Source organism: Pseudomonas sp. Marseille-Q8238 (assembly GCF_965111915.1).
The window spans coordinates 4,416,465-4,432,966 of the sequence record NZ_CBCOPI010000001.1; the positions used below are offsets into that span (position 1 = coordinate 4,416,465).

Genomic DNA, 16,502 nt, shown 5'->3' on the forward strand with positions numbered 1-16,502 from the left:
CCATGAGCTCGCCCACCACCCCGGCATCCAACGCCCCGGTATCCAACACCTATGTCGAGGAAACCGGCTTCGGCTTCTGGTTCCTGCAGAGCCATGTCTGGCAGCACCACGTCCTGCGTGTGGCGATCAACGACCTGCGCGGCCTGATCGACGGCCCGCTGCCGGTCGAGCCGGTGCTGCTGGATGCCGGCTGCGGCCAGGGCAAGTCCTTCGGCCTGCTCGCCGAGGCCTTCAAGCCAGCGCGCATGATCGGCCTGGACGCCGACCCACACAGCCTCGACTGCTCGCGTGCCGAAGCCGAGCGCCTGGGCCTGGACGTGCAACTGATCGCCAGTGACTGCGCCGCCATCGACCTGCAAGACGCCAGCGTCGACATCCTGTTCTGCCACCAGACCTTCCACCACCTGGTCGAGCAGGAAAAGGCCCTGGCCGAGTTCTGGCGTGTGCTCAAGCCCGGTGGCCTGTTGCTGTTCGCCGAGTCGACCAAGTTCTACATCGACACCTGGGTCATCCGTTGGCTGTTCCGCCATCCGATGCACGTGCAGAAATCCGCCGACGAGTACCTGGCCATGCTGCGCGACCAGGGCTTCGCGTTCAGCGAGCGCAACGTCTCCTATCCGTACCTGTGGTGGAGTCGCTCGACAGACTTCGGCCTGCTCGAACGCTGGGGAATCTGCAAGGCCAAGCCGGTTGGCCAGCGCGATGAAACCCTGGTCAATGCCGCCGTACGCAAACCGGAGCAGCACGCCTGATGTGGCGCGCCTGCCTGCTCGGCCTGTGTCTGCTGCTCGGCGCCTGCGCCGCGCGCACGCCGCTGCCCGACACGACGCCGACGCTGGTCGCCGCGCTGCCGCTGACCCTGCACATCCAGCGTGAGCAGGCCGGCGAGCAGCGTGACTGGTTGCTGGTGTTGCAGGCCGAAGGCGGCGCATTGCGCTGGTCGCTGCTCGACCCGCTGGGCATGCCGCTGTCCCGCCAGTTGCTGGAGGCCGGCGCCTGGCACAATGACGGCCTGCTGCCGCCCAACAGCGAGGCCCGCGAACTGTTTGCCGCCCTGCTGTTCGCCCTGACGCCCGACGCGCAACTCGCCACCCGCTACCCGGCCGGCAGTTGGCAGCTCACCGCAGGTCAGCGCCAACTCGCACCACAGTGGCGCATCGATTATCGTGCGCCGCTGGATTTCACCCTGTACACCACGGACGCCCTGACCTACCGGGTGACCGCACTGACCTCGGAAGACGGCTCCTGATGCCCAGCTCTCGCCAGCCCAGCTATCTCAACGCACTCGGTCTGCTCTGCGCCCTCGGCCAGGGCAAGCAAGCCGTGGCCGACGCCCTGTTCGCCGGCGATGCCTCGGGCATGCGCGCCGAGTCGGGCTGGGTCGACGACCGCGAGCTGACCGTCGGTGCCGTGCGCGGCGAGCTGCCCGAACTGCCCAGCGGGCTGGACCAGCCACACAGCCGCAACAATCAGCTGTTGCTGGCCGCCGCTCTGCAGATCGAAGACGACATTCGGGCCGCCATTGCCCGCTACGGCGCAGGCCGGGTCGGCGTGGTACTCGGCACCAGCACCTCGGGCATCCACGAGGCCAGCCTGAGCATCGCCGCCTACGTCAACGACGGCGAATTGCCCGCGCATTACCACTACCGCCAGCAGGAACTGGGCGCCCCGGCCAGCTTCCTCGCCGACTGGCTTGGCCTCAGCGGCCCGGTATACAGCCTGTCCACCGCTTGCACGTCCAGCGCCCGCGCCCTGCTCAGTGCCCATCGCCTGCTGCAGCAAGGGCTGTGCGACGCCGTGCTGTGTGGCGGCGTGGACAGCCTGTGTCGCCTGACCCTGAACGGCTTCTCGGCACTGGACGCGATCAGCGCGGAACGCTGCAACCCGTTCTCGGCCAACCGTCACGGCATCAATATCGGCGAAGGCGCCGCGCTGTTCGTGATGACGAAAGAGCCCGTGGCGAACGCCTCCTCCATCGCCCTGCTGGGTGGCGGAGCCAGCTCCGACGCCCACCATATTTCCGCTCCGGAACCGACTGGTGCCGGCGCCCAGGTGGCCATGCGCAAGGCGCTGGCCAGCGCAAACGTCGCAGCGCAAGAGATCGACTACCTGAACCTGCACGGCACTGCCACCCAGCACAACGACGCCATGGAAAGCCTGGCCGTGCAGGCACTGTTCCCACAGGGCGTGGCCTGCTCCTCGACCAAGCCGCTGACCGGCCACACCCTGGGCGCAGCCGGCGCGCTGGAAGCCGCCTTCTGCTGGCTGAGCCTGAGCCCATACAACCCCGACGGCCTGCTGCCCCCGCACCTGTGGGACGGCCAGGCCGACCCGACCCTGCCCAGGCTGCCCCTGGTGGACGCGGACACTCGCCTGCACCGCGCCCAGGGCCGGCGCCTGATGAGCAACTCGTTCGCCTTCGGTGGCAGCAACCTGAGCCTGATCATCGGAGACGTGCCATGAGCCTGTGGCCCATCGCCCAATTGCTGCCACACGCTGGCGACATGATCCTGCTCGATGAAGTGCTGCGCTTCGATGACGAGACCGTGGAAACCTGCCTGCAGGTGCGCCCCGGCGGCCTGTTCAGCCAGGCCGATGGCAGCCTGCCAGCCTGGGTCGGCATCGAGATCATGGCGCAGAGCGTGGCCGCCTACGCCGGGTGCCACGCACGCCAGGCCGAGCAACCGGTGGAGCTGGGCTTCCTCCTCGGCACACGCAACTTCCAGTGCAATGTCGAACGCTTCCCGGCAGGTGCCGATCTGCAGATCAAGGCGGTACGCTCGCTGCAGGACGACAACGGCATGGGCGTGTTCGAATGCCAGCTCTGTGGCCCCGGCATCGAAGCCTTCGCCCGCCTCAACGTGTTTCGCCCGCCGCAGGTGGCCAGCTATCTACAGGAACCCGACGTATGAGTGACCCGATTCTGGTAACCGGCTCCAGCCGTGGCATCGGCCGCGCCATCGCCCTGCGCCTGGCGCGGGCCGGCTTCGATATCGTGCTGCACTGCCGCTCCCGCCGCGATGAGGCCGAAGCGGTACAGGCCGAGATCCTCGCCCTTGGCAAGCAGGCGCGCATCCTGCAGTTCGACGTGTCCGACCGCGCCGCCAGCCGCGAAGCCCTGGAGGCCGACATCGAGCAGCACGGCGCTTACTACGGCGTCGTCTGCAATGCCGGCCTGACCCGTGACGGCGCCTTCCCGGCCTTGACCGAGGACGACTGGGACAGCGTGCTGCGCACCAACCTCGATGGTTTCTACAACGTCCTGCATCCGCTGTGCATGCCGATGATCCGCCGGCGCAAACCCGGGCGTATCGTCTGCATCACCTCGGTTTCCGGCCTGATCGGCAACCGTGGCCAGGTCAACTACAGCGCCTCCAAGGCCGGCGTGATCGGCGCTGCCAAGGCCCTGGCCATCGAGCTGGGCAAACGCAAGATCACCGTCAACTGCGTGGCGCCCGGCCTCATCGATACCGAAATCCTCGACGAACTGGTGCCGGTGGAGGAGATCCTCAAGATGGTCCCGGCAGCCCGCATGGGCACCCCGGACGAAGTGGCCGGTGCGGTGAATTTTCTGATGTCCGAGGAGGCGGGGTATATCACTCGCCAGGTCCTCGCTGTAAATGGCGGGCTGTGCTGATGAGCGGGTTCAAACGAGTCGTGGTCACCGGCATGGCCGGCGTGACATCGCTGGGCAGTGACTGGCCCACCATCGAGGCCAACTTCCGGGCCGGCAAGAGTGGTATCCGCCGTATGGATGAGTGGGACCGTTTCACCGAGCTGAACACCCGCCTGGGTGGCCCGGTGGACGACTTCGTCGCGCCCAAGCACTGGAGCCGCAAGCAGACACGCAGCATGGGCCGGGTTTCCAAGCTCGCCGTGTACGCTGCCGAGCGCGCGCTGGAGCATGCCGGCCTGCTCGGTGACGAGCGCATTCAGGACGGGCGCATGGGCGTCGCCTGCGGTTCGTCCACGGGCAGCACCGAGGAGATCAAGGCGTTCGGCAACATGTTGCTGAATTCGGTGGCCGACGGCCTGAATGCCAACTCCTACATCCGCATGATGCCGCACACCACGGCGGCCAATATCAGCATCTTCTTCGGCCTCAAGGGTCGCCTGATTCCCACCTCCAGCGCCTGCACCAGCGGCAGCCAGGGCATCGGCTATGCCTACGAGGCGATCAAGTTCGGCCGCCTGAAAATGATGCTGGCCGGCGGTGCCGAAGAGCTCTGCCCGACTGAGGCCATGGTGTTCGACGCGCTCTATGCCACCAGCCTGAAGAACGATGCGCCACACACCTCACCGCGCCCCTACGACAGCGGCCGCGACGGCCTGGTGATTGGCGAAGGCGCCGGCATCCTGGTGCTCGAGGAGCTGGAACACGCGCTGGCACGCGGCGCGACCATCCACGCCGAGATTGTCGGCTTCGGCTGCAATTCGGACGGCATCCACGCGACCAAACCGGAGCAGGTGACCATGCGCGGGGCGATGGAACTGGCCCTGGCCGATGCCGGCCTGACACCGGATGCCATCGGCTACGTCAACGGCCACGGTACTGCCACCGAGCAGGGCGATGTCGCCGAAAGCCAGGCCACCAGCAGCCTGTTCGGACCGCGCATGCCAATCAGCTCGCAGAAGAGCTTCCTCGGTCACACCCTGGGCGCCTGCGGCGCGCTAGAGTCGTGGTTCAGCATCGAGATGATGAACAGTGGCCACTATGTATACACCCTCAATCTGGACGATCTCGATCCAGCCTGCGGGGATCTGGATTACCTGCGTGGTGAATTCCGGCAGATGAGCAACCGCTACGTGATGAACAACAATTTCGCCTTCGGTGGGGTCAATACCTCACTGATATTCCGGCGCTGGATCTGAAAGACAGACAGGGAGTCCCCATGAACCGCCGCATCAAGATCGCCCTCCTCATTCTGGCCGCCGTAGGCGTCAGCGCTTGCAGCCGCCTGCAACCGGTCGAGGTCATCCACCAGAAGGTACCCGCCAGCAGCCAGGCGCCGTTGACCACCAGCAGCCTGCGCCCCGCGCTGATCCAAGCTCTGCTGCGCAACCGCTGGACCATCGAACAGGATGAACCTAATCGCCTGCTGGCACGTCTAGACTTTCGCGGCCACAGCGCCTCCATCACCCTCGACTACGTAGCTGATCGTTATGACATCCGCTACCGTGACAGTGAGGAGCTTGGCTACAAGAACGGCAAGATTCACAAGCGCTACAACGCCCTGGTGAAGAAGCTGGACCGCACCATTCAGCAGGAAGTGCGCCTGGCCCAAAGCCTCGCGACCATTCCACGGGAACGCCCATGAGACGTCTCGCAACCAATCCCGCAATAGCCCCACAGTAAATCCCCCTCAGGAGAACGCCATGAAAATGAAAGCCTGGATCGTCGCCATGATTTGCCTGGGTAGCCTGCCCGGTGTCAGCCAAGCCCGTGATACGACCCTGTTCCCGTCCTTCGATGCCGCCGTGCAGGAAGCCATCAACGCCGGCCGCCTCGATGGCACGGTGAAGTTCTACCTGGCCGGCAACCCGGTCCGCGCCAGCATCATCAAGTCCGGCGTGACCACCAGCCAGAAGACCAACGCCTTCAACAAGAGCGATGAAGGTGCCTGCAGCTGGGCCATGCAGTCCGCGCTGATCCGCCTGCAAAACGCCGCCAAGGCCGCTGGCGCGAATGCCGTGGTCAACATCGCCAGCAACTACAAGAACATCGAACGCAAAGATCCCAAGACCTACGAATGCCACGCTGGCGCCATCATGGCCGGCGTTGCCGTCAAGGGCGACCTGGCTAACGTCAAGTAAGCCCGGAGCCGCTGCGCCTCGCGCTTTGCAGCGCAGCGGCTTCCCGCGTCACCATCTCGACGAACGACAGCGCCAGGGGCGAGCGTTCATCCCGGTTCAGCACCAGCCAGATCGCCGACGTCGCGCCAGGGTCGAGCAAGGTGCGATAGACCACGCCCTCCACCCGTGTGCGCCGGAACGATGCCGGCAGCATTGACACGCCAAGCCCAGCCGCCACCAGACCGATGATGGTCATCGCTTCGCTGGCCTCCTGCACGATTCGTGGACTGAACCCGGCCTGCCGGGACAAGGCAATCAACTGGTCGTACAAACCCGTGCCGAACGTACGCGGAAAGAACACGAACGGCTCCTGCGCCAATGCAGCGATGGACAGGCCCTCCTCGCTGCCCACCGCCAGGGGATGATCCTCGCGTAACACGGCCACCAGCGGATCACGGAACAACTCCACGGACCTGACCGTATCGGGCACAGTGAACGGGCGGATTACCCCGACCTGCAACGCTTTCTCCTGCAAGGCCTCGACCACCTCGCCACTGCTCATTTCCTGCAGGTTGAGGTGCACGTCGGGATAGGCCTGGCGGAAGGCAAAAATGCTGCCGGTAATGGTCGAGGTAAACGGCGCCGATGCAGTAAAGCCGATCTTCAGCTCACCCAGCTCGCCTTGCTGGGCTCGTCGCGCCACCTGCCGCGCCTTTTCAACCTGGGCTAGCGCCAGGCGTGCTTCATCGAGAAACAGTCGACCGGCATCGGTCAGCTCTACCCGTCGATTGGTGCGCTCGAACAAGCGCGCGCCAACCTCCTCTTCCAACGCCTGAATCTGCTGACTCAAGGGTGGTTGGGAAATGCCCAACTGCTCGGCGGCACGACTGAAATGCAGGGTTTCAGCAACAGCCACGAAGTAGCGCAGGTGGCGGAGTTCCATGGTCGTTTGGCCTCAGTGATTAAGTCGCCAAACATATTAAACAGGTCGATTAATGTATTGGAGAATATAAATAAGCCTCCTTATTCTTGCTCCATCTTCCAGGGATTGTGGATGAGGCATGCCGCTTCAAGGCGGGACACGCCTCAAGGTTCTCATTACCGAATACCGAGGTCCGTTGTGCGTCCACTGGTTGCGTCAACTCCCACTCTTTCCGAGTCCTCTCCTGCTGTCACCGAGACGCTGCCCGGCGAAGGGCAACCGGCCTTTATCGAAAAGGGCACGCCGCAATTCGTGCGCACCTCGCTGGCCCTGTTCGCCGGCGGCTTCGCCACGTTTGCCCTGCTCTATTGCGTACAGCCCCTGATGCCGATCCTGTCGCAGGATTTTGGCCTGAATGCCGCGCAGAGCAGCCTGGTGCTCTCGAGCTCGACCATCATGCTGGCCATCGGTCTGCTGATTACCGGCCCGCTGTCGGATGCGCTGGGACGCAAGAAAGTCATGGTGGTGTCGCTGCTCTCGGCGGCGCTGTTCACCCTGTTCAGCGCGCTGATGCCAAGCTGGGAAGGCGTCCTGATGATGCGTGGTCTGCTGGGGTTGTCACTCAGCGGTCTGGCGGCGGTGGCGATGACCTACCTGGGTGAGGAAATCGATCCGCGCTTCATTGGCCTGTCGATGGGGCTGTATATCGCCGGCAATGCGATTGGCGGCATGAGCGGACGCCTGATCAGCGGGGTATTGGTGGACTTTGTCGATTGGCGCATCGCCATTGGTAGCCTGGGCGTGCTGGCGCTGCTCGCCGGGCTGATCTTCTGGCGCATCCTCCCGGAGTCCAGGCACTTCCAGGCCACCCCGCTGAACGTCAAGGGGCTGCTCAATGGCTACCGTGTCCACCTGCAGGACAAGGGGCTGCCCTGGCTGTTCCTCGAGGCCTTCCTGCTGATGGGGGCTTTCGTCGCCCTGTTCAACTACATCGGCTACCGCTTGCTGAGCGAGCCCTATCAGTTGAGCCAGGCCGTGGTCGGCCTGCTCTCGGTGGTCTACCTCTCGGGTATCTACAGCTCTGCCTGGATCGGCTCACTGGCCGACCGCCTGGGACGGCGCAAAGTGTTTCGTGCAGTGATCGTGCTGACGCTCGGCGGCCTGCTGCTGACGTTGCTGCCGCAGTTGCCCGCGATCCTCATCGGCCTGTTGCTGTTCACCTTCGGCTTCTTCGGTGCGCATTCGGTGGCCAGCAGCTGGATCGGCCGCCGTGCCCAGGTTGCCAAGGGCCAGGCCTCGTCGATGTACCTGTTCAGCTACTACCTAGGTTCAAGTGTGGCCGGCACCCTGGGCGGGGTGTTCTGGCACCACTTCGGCTGGGCCGGCGTCGGCTTGTTCATCGGCAGCCTGCTACTGGTCGCACTGCTGGTTGCCCAGCACCTGAGCCGGCTGCCGCCGATAGCCCCGCAGACGAACGCCTGAGAACCTGTTTACGATCTTTTGGGCTAGAGCCAGACAAGGCAAAAACAGGCGAGGAACGGACTGGGCCCGCATTCGGGTTTACGAGCTGTAAATGAGCATTCCGTCGGGGACGCCCAGTCTGGGCTCGCATCCGAGCCTGTTTTTAACGCGGTATGGCCGACGGACAAGAGATCGTAAACAGGTTCTGAGGCGGATTGGCCGTTGGCTCAGTTGAGCACTTCCAATAAGTCCACATCGACCTCGCGCGTCATCAGGCCCTTGTCGACCTCACCCGTCAGCCGCACGCGAGTCTTGTCGTCGAATGCCACCGGCGGCAGGTCTTCGTCGTCAATCTCCACGGTGATGGTGCCGGTGGCATCCTTGAACGCGTAAGACTCACTTTTGAGCTTGCGGGTGATGTGCCCCTGCAACACCACAGGCGTGTCATCAGCGGCTTCATGCGCGGCAGAAACCGTGGTCACGGGCTCAACGCCGGGCCCGGTATAACCGGCAGCAAGAGCCGAGGCACTGAACAATGGAGCGAACAGAAAGGCAAGGTAATGAGGTTTCATGGTGATCTCCAGTCATGGGGTGATGGAGCCAGCATAGGCAAACGGCCTGAATTGAACCTGAATGCAAAACACCCGGCACTGGCCGGGTGTTTTGTAGAGGCACGACGCCGGGCGAATGCCCTCGCCGGAACTGCGCATAGCCCTAGGGTCTGTTCCCGTTTCGCTCACGGCCGCGCCGGAACCTGTTTTTGCGCGGGACTAGGCGCGAGACGCGAAGTTTGGTGGTCCAAATGAGCCGTCGAGTAACGACGATCCGCGCAAAAACAGGCCCGGCCCTACGGGTGGGGCCGCCTAGGTTGCGCGTGAAATCGCGCCATGCGTCGTTGTGGGACTTGGCAAGGGAACGCCATTCCCTGCGTCCCACGCCTCGCCTGGCGCGATTTTGCGCAGCAACGCGGCTCGCGAACGAAACGGGAACAGACCCTAGCGGTGATACTGCGCAGACAACTCATGCACAGCCTCGAAGAACGCGCCGGCATGCGCCGGGTCGACTTCCGGGGTAATGCCATGGCCAAGGTTGAACACCTGGCCGCTGCCCTGACCATAGCTGGCCAGGATGCGCGCGACTTCAGCACGGATCGCCGCCGGGTTGGCGTACAACACGCTCGGGTCCATGTTGCCCTGCAGCGCCACTTTGCTGCCTACGCGGGCGCGGGCGCTGCCGATGTCGCAGGTCCAATCCAGGCCCAGAGCCTCGGCGCCGGTATCGGCCATCGACTCCAGCCACAAGCCACCACCCTTGGTGAACAGGATCACCGGCACACGGCGCCCGTCATGCTCGCGGATCAGGCCTTCGACGATCTTTTTCATGTAGGCCAGGGAGAATTCCTGATAGGCCGCCGCCGACAGTGCACCACCCCAGGAGTCGAAGATCTGCACGGCCTGAGCGCCAGCACGGATCTGCCCGTTGAGGTAGGCGGTGATCGACTGCGCCAGCTTGTCGAGCAGGGCATGCATGGCCTGTGGATTGTCGTAGAGCATCGCCTTGGACTTGCGGAAATCCTTCGACGAACCGCCTTCGACCATATAAGTGGCCAGGGTCCAGGGGCTGCCGGAGAAACCAATCAGCGGTACACGACCGTTGAGCGCACCACGGATATTGCGCACCGCGTCCATCACGTAGCCGAGATCCTGCTCCGGATCGGGAATCGGCAGCGCTTCGACATCCGCCAGGCTGCTGATCACCTTCTTGAAACGCGGGCCTTCGCCAGTCTCGAAATACAGGCCCTGGCCCATGGCGTCGGGAATGGTGAGGATATCGGAGAAGAGAATTGCCGCGTCCAGTTGCGGGTAACGATCCAGCGGCTGGATGGTGACTTCACAGGCCAGCTCAGGGTTCTTCATCAAGCTGACGAAGTCACCGGCGCGGGCTCTAGTGGCGCGGTATTCCGGCAGGTAACGACCGGCCTGGCGCATCATCCACACCGGGGTGACATCGACGGGCTGCTTGAGCAGGGCGCGAAGGAAACGGTCGTTCTTCAGGGCGGTCATGGCAATTCCCGAGAAAGTAGTCGGCAAAAATTGCCGAGATTCATTTGTCACATCGCATAGCGACGGCCCGAAGGGTGGCCGCCTGGGAGGGTAGGCCACAAAAAAGTGCGGGCATTTTCGCAGACCGCAAAACAAAAGGCACGGCGAGTGCCGTGCCTTTTGTCTATCGCGACGATTTGCCGCGACCCATAGGGTGCGGCGTCACGTGAATCAGACGCCCAGGTAGTCCAGGATGCCTTCGGCGGCGTTACGGCCCTCGAAGATCGCCGTCACCACCAGGTCGGAACCACGGACCATATCACCACCGGCGAAAATCTTCGGGTTGCTGGTCTGGTGTTTGAACTGGCTCTGCTCCGGTGCTACGACGCGGCCCTGGCTGTCGGTCTCGATGGTGAAATCGCTGAACCAGGCGGCCGGGCTCGGACGGAAACCGAAGGCGATCAGCACGGCTTCGGCCGGGATGATTTCCTCGGAGCCCGGGATCGGCTCGGGGCTGCGACGGCCACGCGCATCCGGCTCACCGAGACGGGTCTCGACCACCTTGACGCCTTCGACCTTGTCCTCGCCGACAATGGCGATGGGCTGGCGATTGAAGAGGAACTTCACGCCCTCTTCCTTGGCGTTCTTCACCTCTTTGCGCGAACCCGGCATGTTCTCTTCGTCGCGGCGGTAGGCGCAGGTCACGCTCTTGGCGCCCTGACGGATGGAGGTGCGGTTGCAGTCCATCGCGGTATCGCCGCCACCGAGGACGACGATGCGCTTGCCCTTCATGTCGACGAAGTCTTCCGGCGCCTTCTCGAAGCCGAGGTTGCGGTTGACGTTGGCGATCAGGAAGTCGAGGGCATCGTGCACGCCCGGCAGGTCTTCACCGGGGAAGCCGCCCTTCATGTAGGTGTAGGTGCCCATGCCCATGAACACGGCGTCGTACTCATCCAGCAGTTGCTGCATGGTCACGTCCTTGCCGATCTCGGTGTTCAGGCGGAACTCGATGCCCATGCCGGTGAAAACTTCACGGCGGCGGCTGAGCACGCTCTTCTCCAGCTTGAACTCGGGGATGCCGAAAGTCAGCAGACCACCGATTTCCGGGTTCTTGTCGAACACCACCGGGGTCACGCCATTGCGCACCAGCACGTCGGCGCAGCCAAGACCAGCCGGCCCCGCCCCGATCACGGCCACGCGTTTGCCAGTCGGTTTGACCTTGGACATGTCCGGGCGCCAGCCCATGGCGAAGGCGGTGTCGGTGATGTACTTCTCCACCGAGCCGATGGTGACCGCGCCGAAGCCGTCATTGAGGGTACAGGCGCCCTCGCAGAGACGGTCCTGCGGGCAGACACGACCGCAGACTTCCGGCAGCGTGTTGGTCTGGTGGCTCAACTCGGCGGCAGCCAGGATGTTGCCCTCGGAGACCAGCTTCAACCAGTTGGGGATGAAGTTGTGCACCGGGCACTTCCACTCGCAATACGGGTTGCCGCAACCCAGGCAACGGTGGGCCTGATCAGCGGCCTGGGCCGGTTTGAAGGCTTCGTAGATTTCCACGAACTCCTTCTTGCGCTGACGCAGGAGCTTCTTCTTCGGATCCTTGCGCCCGACCTCGATGAACTGGAAGTCGTTGTTCAGACGTTCAGTCATTTCAAAACCTCTCAACAGCAGTGGCAAGCTACACGCTGCTCACTGCATGACACATCACGGTGGCCAGCAGGCCCTGGGCAACTTGCGCCAGGGACTGCGGCCTGCGGCTGTTTATTGCGGGTTGGCGCGAGTGCTGCTGAGCAGCGACCCCAGGCTTGCCGCTTTCGGTTTGACCAGCCAGAACCTGCGCAGGTAGTCGTCCAGGTTTTCCAACAGATTGGCACCCCACTCGCTGGCGGTCTCGGCAACGTATTCGGCCAGCACGCCACGCAGGTGGCTGCGATAGGCCTCCATGGCCTCGCCGGTAATACGCTGGATTTCCACCAGTTCGTGGTTCACGCGGTCGACGAAGGAGTTGTCCTGGTCGAGCACATAGGCGAAACCACCGGTCATGCCCGAGCCGAAGTTGATGCCGGTCTTGCCCAGCACGCAGACGAAGCCACCGGTCATGTATTCGCAGCAGTGGTCGCCCGTCCCCTCGACCACCGCATGCGCACCGGAGTTACGCACGCCGAAACGCTCACCCGCAGTACCTGCGGCGAACAACCGGCCGCCAGTGGCGCCGTACAGGCAGGTGTTGCCGATGATGGCCGAGTCCTGGGTATTGAACGGACTGCCCTTGGGTGGAGTGATGACCAGTTTGCCGCCGGTCATGCCCTTGCCCACGTAGTCGTTGGCGTCGCCTTCGAGAATCATGTTCAGACCACCGGCGTTCCACACGCCGAAGCTCTGCCCAGCCGTGCCCTTGAAGCGGAAGGTGATCGGCGCGTCCTTCATGCCCTGGTTGCCGTGTGCCCGGGCGATTTCACCCGAGATGCGCGCACCGATGGAACGGTCGCAGTTGCACAGGTCCAGTTCGTACTCGCCACCGGTCTTGCCAGCGATCGCGGCCTTGGCCATCTCGACCATCTTCTCGGCCACCAGGCCCTGGTCGAACGGCGGGTTGCGGTCGACCTCGCAGAACTGCGGCTTGTCGGCCGGGATGTGATCGCTACCCAGCAGCGGCGACAGATCAAGGAAGCCCTGCTTCTCGGTGTCACCGGGCAGCAGGTCCAGCAGATCGGTACGCCCGATCAGCTCGCCCAGGCTGCGTACGCCCAGTTTGGCCAGCCACTCGCGGGTGTCCTCGGCAACGAAGGTGAAGTAGTTCACCACCATGTCCACGGTACCGATGAAGTGGTCTTTGCGCAGCTTGTCGTTCTGGGTTGCGACACCGGTGGCGCAGTTGTTCAGGTGGCAGATGCGCAGGTATTTGCAGCCCAGGGCAACCATCGGCCCGGTACCGAAGCCAAAACTCTCGGCACCTAGAATGGCGGCCTTGATCACGTCGAGGCCGGTTTTCAGGCCGCCGTCGGTCTGCACCCGGACCTTGCCGCGCAGGTCGTTGCCACGCAGGGTCTGATGGGTTTCGGCCAGACCGAGCTCCCATGGGCTGCCCGCGTACTTGATCGAGCTCAGCGGCGAGGCACCCGTGCCGCCGTCGTAGCCGGAGATGGTGATCAGGTCGGCATAGGCCTTGGCCACACCGGCGGCGATGGTGCCGACACCAGCTTCCGCCACCAGCTTGACTGAGACCAGCGCCTGCGGGTTGACCTGCTTGAGGTCGAAGATCAGCTGCGACAGGTCTTCGATGGAATAGATGTCATGGTGCGGCGGTGGCGAGATCAGGGTCACGCCCGGCACGGCATAGCGCAGGCGCGCAATCAGACCATTGACCTTGCCGCCCGGCAGCTGGCCGCCCTCGCCAGGCTTGGCGCCCTGAGCGACCTTGATCTGCAGCACTTCGGCATTGACCAGGTATTCCGGGGTCACACCGAAACGGCCGGTCGCCACCTGCTTGATCTTCGAGCTGCGCACGGTGCCGTAGCGAGCCGGGTCTTCACCGCCCTCACCGGAGTTGGAGCGTCCGCCGATGCGGTTCATCGCCTCGGCGATGGCCTCATGGGCTTCGGGCGACAGGGCGCCGAGGGAAATCCCCGCGGCATCGAAGCGTTTGAAGATCGACTGCAACGGTTCGATCTGATCGAGCGGCAGTGGCTGCTCGGCCAGTTTGACCTGCAGCAGGTCACGCAGCATCGACACCGGGCGGGTGTCGACCAGCGTCGCGTATTCCTTGTACTTCTCGTAGTTACCCTGCTGCACGGCAGCCTGCAGGGTGTTGACCACATCCGGGTTGTAGGCGTGGTATTCGCCGCCATAGACAAACTTGAGCAGGCCGCCCTGCTGGATCGCCTTGCGGTTGTTCCAGGCCTCGGCTGCGAGCAGCTTCTGCTCGTTCTCGATATCGACGAAACGCGCTCCCTTGAGGCGGCTGGCAACGCCACGGAAGCTCAGCTCGACCACGTCCTCGCCCAAACCAACGGCTTCGAACAGCTGCGCACCGCGGTACGAGGCAATGGTGGAAATGCCCATCTTCGAGAGGATTTTCAACAGCCCCTTGGAGATACCCTTGCGGTAGTACTTGAACACTTCGTCCAGGTCACCGAGCACTTCGCCAGTGCGGATCAGGTCGGCCAGCACTTCATACGCGAGGTACGGGTAGACCGCCGACGCGCCGAAGCCAAGCAGCACGGCAAAGTGGTGCGGGTCACGCGCAGTAGCGGTCTCGACGAGAATGTTGCTGTCGCAACGCAGGCCTTTTTCGGTCAGGCGATGGTGCACCGCACCAACGGCCAGCGACGCGTGCGCGGGCAGTTTGCCGGGGGCGATGTGCCGGTCGCTGAGTACCAATTGTGTCTTGCCGGAGCGCACGGCCTCTTCGGCCTGATCGGCGATAGTGCGCACGGCCGCTTCCAGGCCCACGCTCTCGTCGTAGTTGAGGTCGATGAAATGACGCTCGAAACCTGGACGCTCGAGGGCCATCAGCGAACGCCACTTGGCCGGCGAGATAACCGGCGAGCTGAGGATCACCCGCGAGGCGTGCTCGGCCGACTCGGCAAAGATGTTGCGCTCGGCTCCGAGGCAGATCTCCAGCGACATGACGATGGCTTCGCGCAGCGGGTCGATCGGCGGGTTGGTGACCTGGGCGAACTGCTGGCGGAAATAGTCGTAAGGCGAACGTACGCGCTGCGACAGGATCGCCATGGGTGTGTCGTCCCCCATGGAACCGACCGCTTCCTGCCCCTGCTCACCCAATGGACGCAGCACCTGGTCACGCTCCTCGAAGGTGACCTGGAACATCTTCATGTAGTGCTTGAGCTGGTCGCTGTCGTAGCTGGCAACACCCTGGTCATCAGCCAGTGTCGCCTGGATGCGCAAGGCATTCTGGCGCAACCACTGCTTGTACGGATGGCGCGACTTCAGGCGGTTGTCGATATCGTCGGTGTTGAGCACCTGGCCGGTTTCGGTATCCACCGCGAGAATCTGCCCCGGACCTACACGTCCCTTGGCGATCACGTCTTCGGGCTTGTAGTCCCATACGCCAATTTCCGACGCCAGGGTGATGTAGCCGTTCTTGGTGGTGACCCAGCGCGCAGGACGCAGGCCGTTACGGTCGAGCAGGCACACCGCGTGGCGGCCATCGGTCAGCACTACGCCTGCCGGACCATCCCACGGTTCCATGTGCATGGAGTTGAATTCGTAGAACGCGCGCAGGTCGGCGTCCATGGTTTCGACGTTCTGCCAGGCCGGCGGAATGATCATGCGCACGCCGCGGAACAGGTCGATGCCCCCGGTGACCATCAGCTCGAGCATGTTGTCCATGCTCGAAGAATCGGAGCCCACGCGGTTGACCAGCGGGCCCAGTTCTTCCAGATCGGGAATCAACTCGTTGGCGAACTTGGTGCGCCGGGCCTGGGCCCAGTTGCGGTTGCCGGTGATGGTGTTGATCTCGCCGTTGTGGGCGAGGAAGCGGAACGGCTGCGCCAACGGCCATTTCGGCAGGGTGTTGGTGGAGAAACGCTGGTGAAAGACGCAGATAGCCGTCTGCAGGCGCTCGTCACCCAGGTCCGGGTAGAACTGCTGCAGGTCGGCCGGCATCATCAGGCCTTTGTAGATGATGGTCTTGTGCGAAAAACTGCAGATGTAATGTTCGCTGTCGTCGGCATTGGCCACCGAGGAACGGCGACGGGCACTGAACAATTTGATCGCGAAGTCCTGATCACTCAGGCCGTCACCACCGATGAACACTTGCTCGATCTGTGGCAGACGCTCCAGAGCCAGGCGCCCCAGAACACTGGTATCGATCGGCACCTTGCGCCAGCCCACCAGCGTCAGACCGGCAGCGGCGATCTCGCGGTTCATATGTTCGCGTGCCGCTTCGGCCTTGGTGCTGTCCTGATTGAAGAACACCATGCCTACCGCGTACTGCGCTGGTAGTTCGGTTGCGAAATGCTCCTTGGCCATGGCCCTCAGGAACAGATCGGGTTTCTGCATGAGCAGACCACAGCCATCGCCGGTCTTGCCGTCGGCGTTGATGCCGCCGCGGTGGGTCATGCAAGTCAGGGCTTCAATCGCCGTCTGCAGCAGATGGTGACTTGCCTCGCCTTGCATGTGGGCGATCAAGCCGAAGCCACAGTTATCCTTGAACTCATCAGGATGGTACAGACCTGCTTTCATAGGGACTCTCACCAGGCTGCCTTTTCAGGCAAATTGCTTCTAATTCATCGGTCTACCTGCAAAGCGCGCACGGGAAC

General features: G+C 63.5%; 14 protein-coding genes. 9 read left to right on the top strand and 5 right to left on the bottom strand.

Annotation, left to right across the window (positions count from 1 at the left end; translation table 11 throughout):
• Window positions 1-2 precede the first annotated feature (2 nt).
• Genes ACWPW0_RS20295 through ACWPW0_RS20330 form a run of 8 tightly spaced genes read left to right on the top strand, consistent with a single transcriptional unit; the run spans window position 3 to window position 5,814 of the window.
• Window positions 3-752, top strand: coding sequence for a class I SAM-dependent methyltransferase (locus ACWPW0_RS20295; RefSeq protein WP_447594516.1), 750 nt, complete (start codon window positions 3-5; stop codon window positions 750-752).
• Entirely contained in the window at window positions 752-1,249 is a 498-nt protein-coding gene (locus ACWPW0_RS20300) for a DUF3261 domain-containing protein (protein ID WP_454256355.1), read from the top strand. The genes ACWPW0_RS20295 and ACWPW0_RS20300 overlap by 1 nt, the downstream gene beginning before the upstream one ends.
• Window positions 1,249-2,463 (top strand): beta-ketoacyl-[acyl-carrier-protein] synthase family protein, encoded by a 1,215-nt coding sequence (locus ACWPW0_RS20305; protein WP_454256356.1) that lies wholly within the window; start codon window positions 1,249-1,251, stop codon window positions 2,461-2,463. The genes ACWPW0_RS20300 and ACWPW0_RS20305 overlap by 1 nt, the downstream gene beginning before the upstream one ends.
• Window positions 2,460-2,912, top strand: coding sequence for an ApeP family dehydratase (locus ACWPW0_RS20310; RefSeq protein ID WP_447594522.1), 453 nt, complete (start codon window positions 2,460-2,462; stop codon window positions 2,910-2,912). Before ACWPW0_RS20305 ends, ACWPW0_RS20310 begins: the two co-directional genes overlap by 4 nt.
• Window positions 2,909-3,637 (top strand): 3-oxoacyl-ACP reductase FabG, encoded by a 729-nt coding sequence (fabG, locus tag ACWPW0_RS20315; RefSeq protein ID WP_454256357.1) that lies wholly within the window; start codon window positions 2,909-2,911, stop codon window positions 3,635-3,637. The genes ACWPW0_RS20310 and fabG overlap by 4 nt, the downstream gene beginning before the upstream one ends.
• Window positions 3,637-4,872, top strand: a complete 1,236-nt coding sequence (locus ACWPW0_RS20320; protein ID WP_454256358.1) for a beta-ketoacyl-ACP synthase — start codon at window positions 3,637-3,639, stop codon at window positions 4,870-4,872. The genes fabG and ACWPW0_RS20320 overlap by 1 nt, the downstream gene beginning before the upstream one ends.
• A 20-nt stretch (window positions 4,873-4,892) precedes the next feature.
• Complete coding sequence (locus ACWPW0_RS20325) at window positions 4,893-5,318, top strand: hypothetical protein (protein WP_454256359.1); 426 nt, start codon at window positions 4,893-4,895, stop codon at window positions 5,316-5,318.
• A gap of 58 nt (window positions 5,319-5,376) precedes the next feature.
• The gene (locus ACWPW0_RS20330; RefSeq protein WP_447594530.1) at window positions 5,377-5,814 is read left to right on the top strand and encodes an excinuclease; all 438 of its coding nucleotides are present in this window, start codon (window positions 5,377-5,379) and stop codon (window positions 5,812-5,814) included.
• On the opposite strand, the gene ACWPW0_RS20335 is transcribed toward ACWPW0_RS20330, so the two are convergent.
• A complete protein-coding gene (locus ACWPW0_RS20335; RefSeq protein WP_454256360.1) occupies window positions 5,807-6,736 on the bottom strand; it encodes a LysR family transcriptional regulator in 930 nt (309 codons plus the stop codon). The genes ACWPW0_RS20330 and ACWPW0_RS20335 overlap by 8 nt on opposite strands.
• 177 nt (window positions 6,737-6,913) lie before the next feature.
• Here ACWPW0_RS20335 and ACWPW0_RS20340 point away from each other — a divergent pair, with 177 nt between their 5' ends.
• Entirely contained in the window at window positions 6,914-8,197 is a 1,284-nt protein-coding gene (locus tag ACWPW0_RS20340) for an MFS transporter (RefSeq protein ID WP_454256361.1), read from the top strand.
• Window positions 8,198-8,403: 206 nt separating this feature from the next.
• On the opposite strand, the gene ACWPW0_RS20345 is transcribed toward ACWPW0_RS20340, so the two are convergent.
• The 4 genes from ACWPW0_RS20345 to gltB all read right to left on the bottom strand — a co-directional run bounded on the left by ACWPW0_RS20345 (window position 8,404) and on the right by gltB (window position 16,425).
• Window positions 8,404-8,748: a YgiW/YdeI family stress tolerance OB fold protein gene (locus ACWPW0_RS20345; RefSeq protein WP_447594534.1), complete on the bottom strand. Its 345-nt coding sequence runs from the start codon at window positions 8,746-8,748 to the stop codon at window positions 8,404-8,406.
• A 423-nt stretch (window positions 8,749-9,171) separates the two neighbouring features.
• Complete coding sequence (gene hemE, locus ACWPW0_RS20350; protein WP_447594536.1) at window positions 9,172-10,239, bottom strand: uroporphyrinogen decarboxylase; 1,068 nt, start codon at window positions 10,237-10,239, stop codon at window positions 9,172-9,174.
• Window positions 10,240-10,449: 210 nt separating this feature from the next.
• Window positions 10,450-11,868 (bottom strand): FAD-dependent oxidoreductase, encoded by a 1,419-nt coding sequence (locus ACWPW0_RS20355; RefSeq protein ID WP_447594538.1) that lies wholly within the window; start codon window positions 11,866-11,868, stop codon window positions 10,450-10,452.
• 111 nt (window positions 11,869-11,979) lie between these two features.
• A complete protein-coding gene (gene gltB, locus ACWPW0_RS20360; protein ID WP_447594539.1) occupies window positions 11,980-16,425 on the bottom strand; it encodes a glutamate synthase large subunit in 4,446 nt (1,481 codons plus the stop codon).
• Between the last annotated feature and the right edge of the window lie 77 nt (window positions 16,426-16,502).

Bases quoted from the DNA above. Each gene is read 5' to 3' on its own strand.
- ACWPW0_RS20295 (WP_447594516.1), top strand. From the start codon at position 3: ATGAGCTCGCCCACCACCCCGGCATCCAACGCCCCGGTATCCAACACC.
- ACWPW0_RS20300 (WP_454256355.1), top strand. From the start codon at position 752: ATGTGGCGCGCCTGCCTGCTCGGCCTGTGTCTGCTGCTCGGCGCCTGC.
- ACWPW0_RS20305 (WP_454256356.1), top strand. From the start codon at position 1,249: ATGCCCAGCTCTCGCCAGCCCAGCTATCTCAACGCACTCGGTCTGCTC.
- ACWPW0_RS20310 (WP_447594522.1), top strand. From the start codon at position 2,460: ATGAGCCTGTGGCCCATCGCCCAATTGCTGCCACACGCTGGCGACATG.
- fabG (WP_454256357.1), top strand. From the start codon at position 2,909: ATGAGTGACCCGATTCTGGTAACCGGCTCCAGCCGTGGCATCGGCCGC.
- ACWPW0_RS20320 (WP_454256358.1), top strand. From the start codon at position 3,637: ATGAGCGGGTTCAAACGAGTCGTGGTCACCGGCATGGCCGGCGTGACA.
- ACWPW0_RS20325 (WP_454256359.1), top strand. From the start codon at position 4,893: ATGAACCGCCGCATCAAGATCGCCCTCCTCATTCTGGCCGCCGTAGGC.
- ACWPW0_RS20330 (WP_447594530.1), top strand. From the start codon at position 5,377: ATGAAAATGAAAGCCTGGATCGTCGCCATGATTTGCCTGGGTAGCCTG.
- ACWPW0_RS20335 (WP_454256360.1), bottom strand. From the start codon at position 6,736: ATGGAACTCCGCCACCTGCGCTACTTCGTGGCTGTTGCTGAAACCCTG.
- ACWPW0_RS20345 (WP_447594534.1), bottom strand. From the start codon at position 8,748: ATGAAACCTCATTACCTTGCCTTTCTGTTCGCTCCATTGTTCAGTGCC.
- hemE (WP_447594536.1), bottom strand. From the start codon at position 10,239: ATGACCGCCCTGAAGAACGACCGTTTCCTTCGCGCCCTGCTCAAGCAG.
- ACWPW0_RS20355 (WP_447594538.1), bottom strand. From the start codon at position 11,868: ATGACTGAACGTCTGAACAACGACTTCCAGTTCATCGAGGTCGGGCGC.
- gltB (WP_447594539.1), bottom strand. From the start codon at position 16,425: ATGAAAGCAGGTCTGTACCATCCTGATGAGTTCAAGGATAACTGTGGC.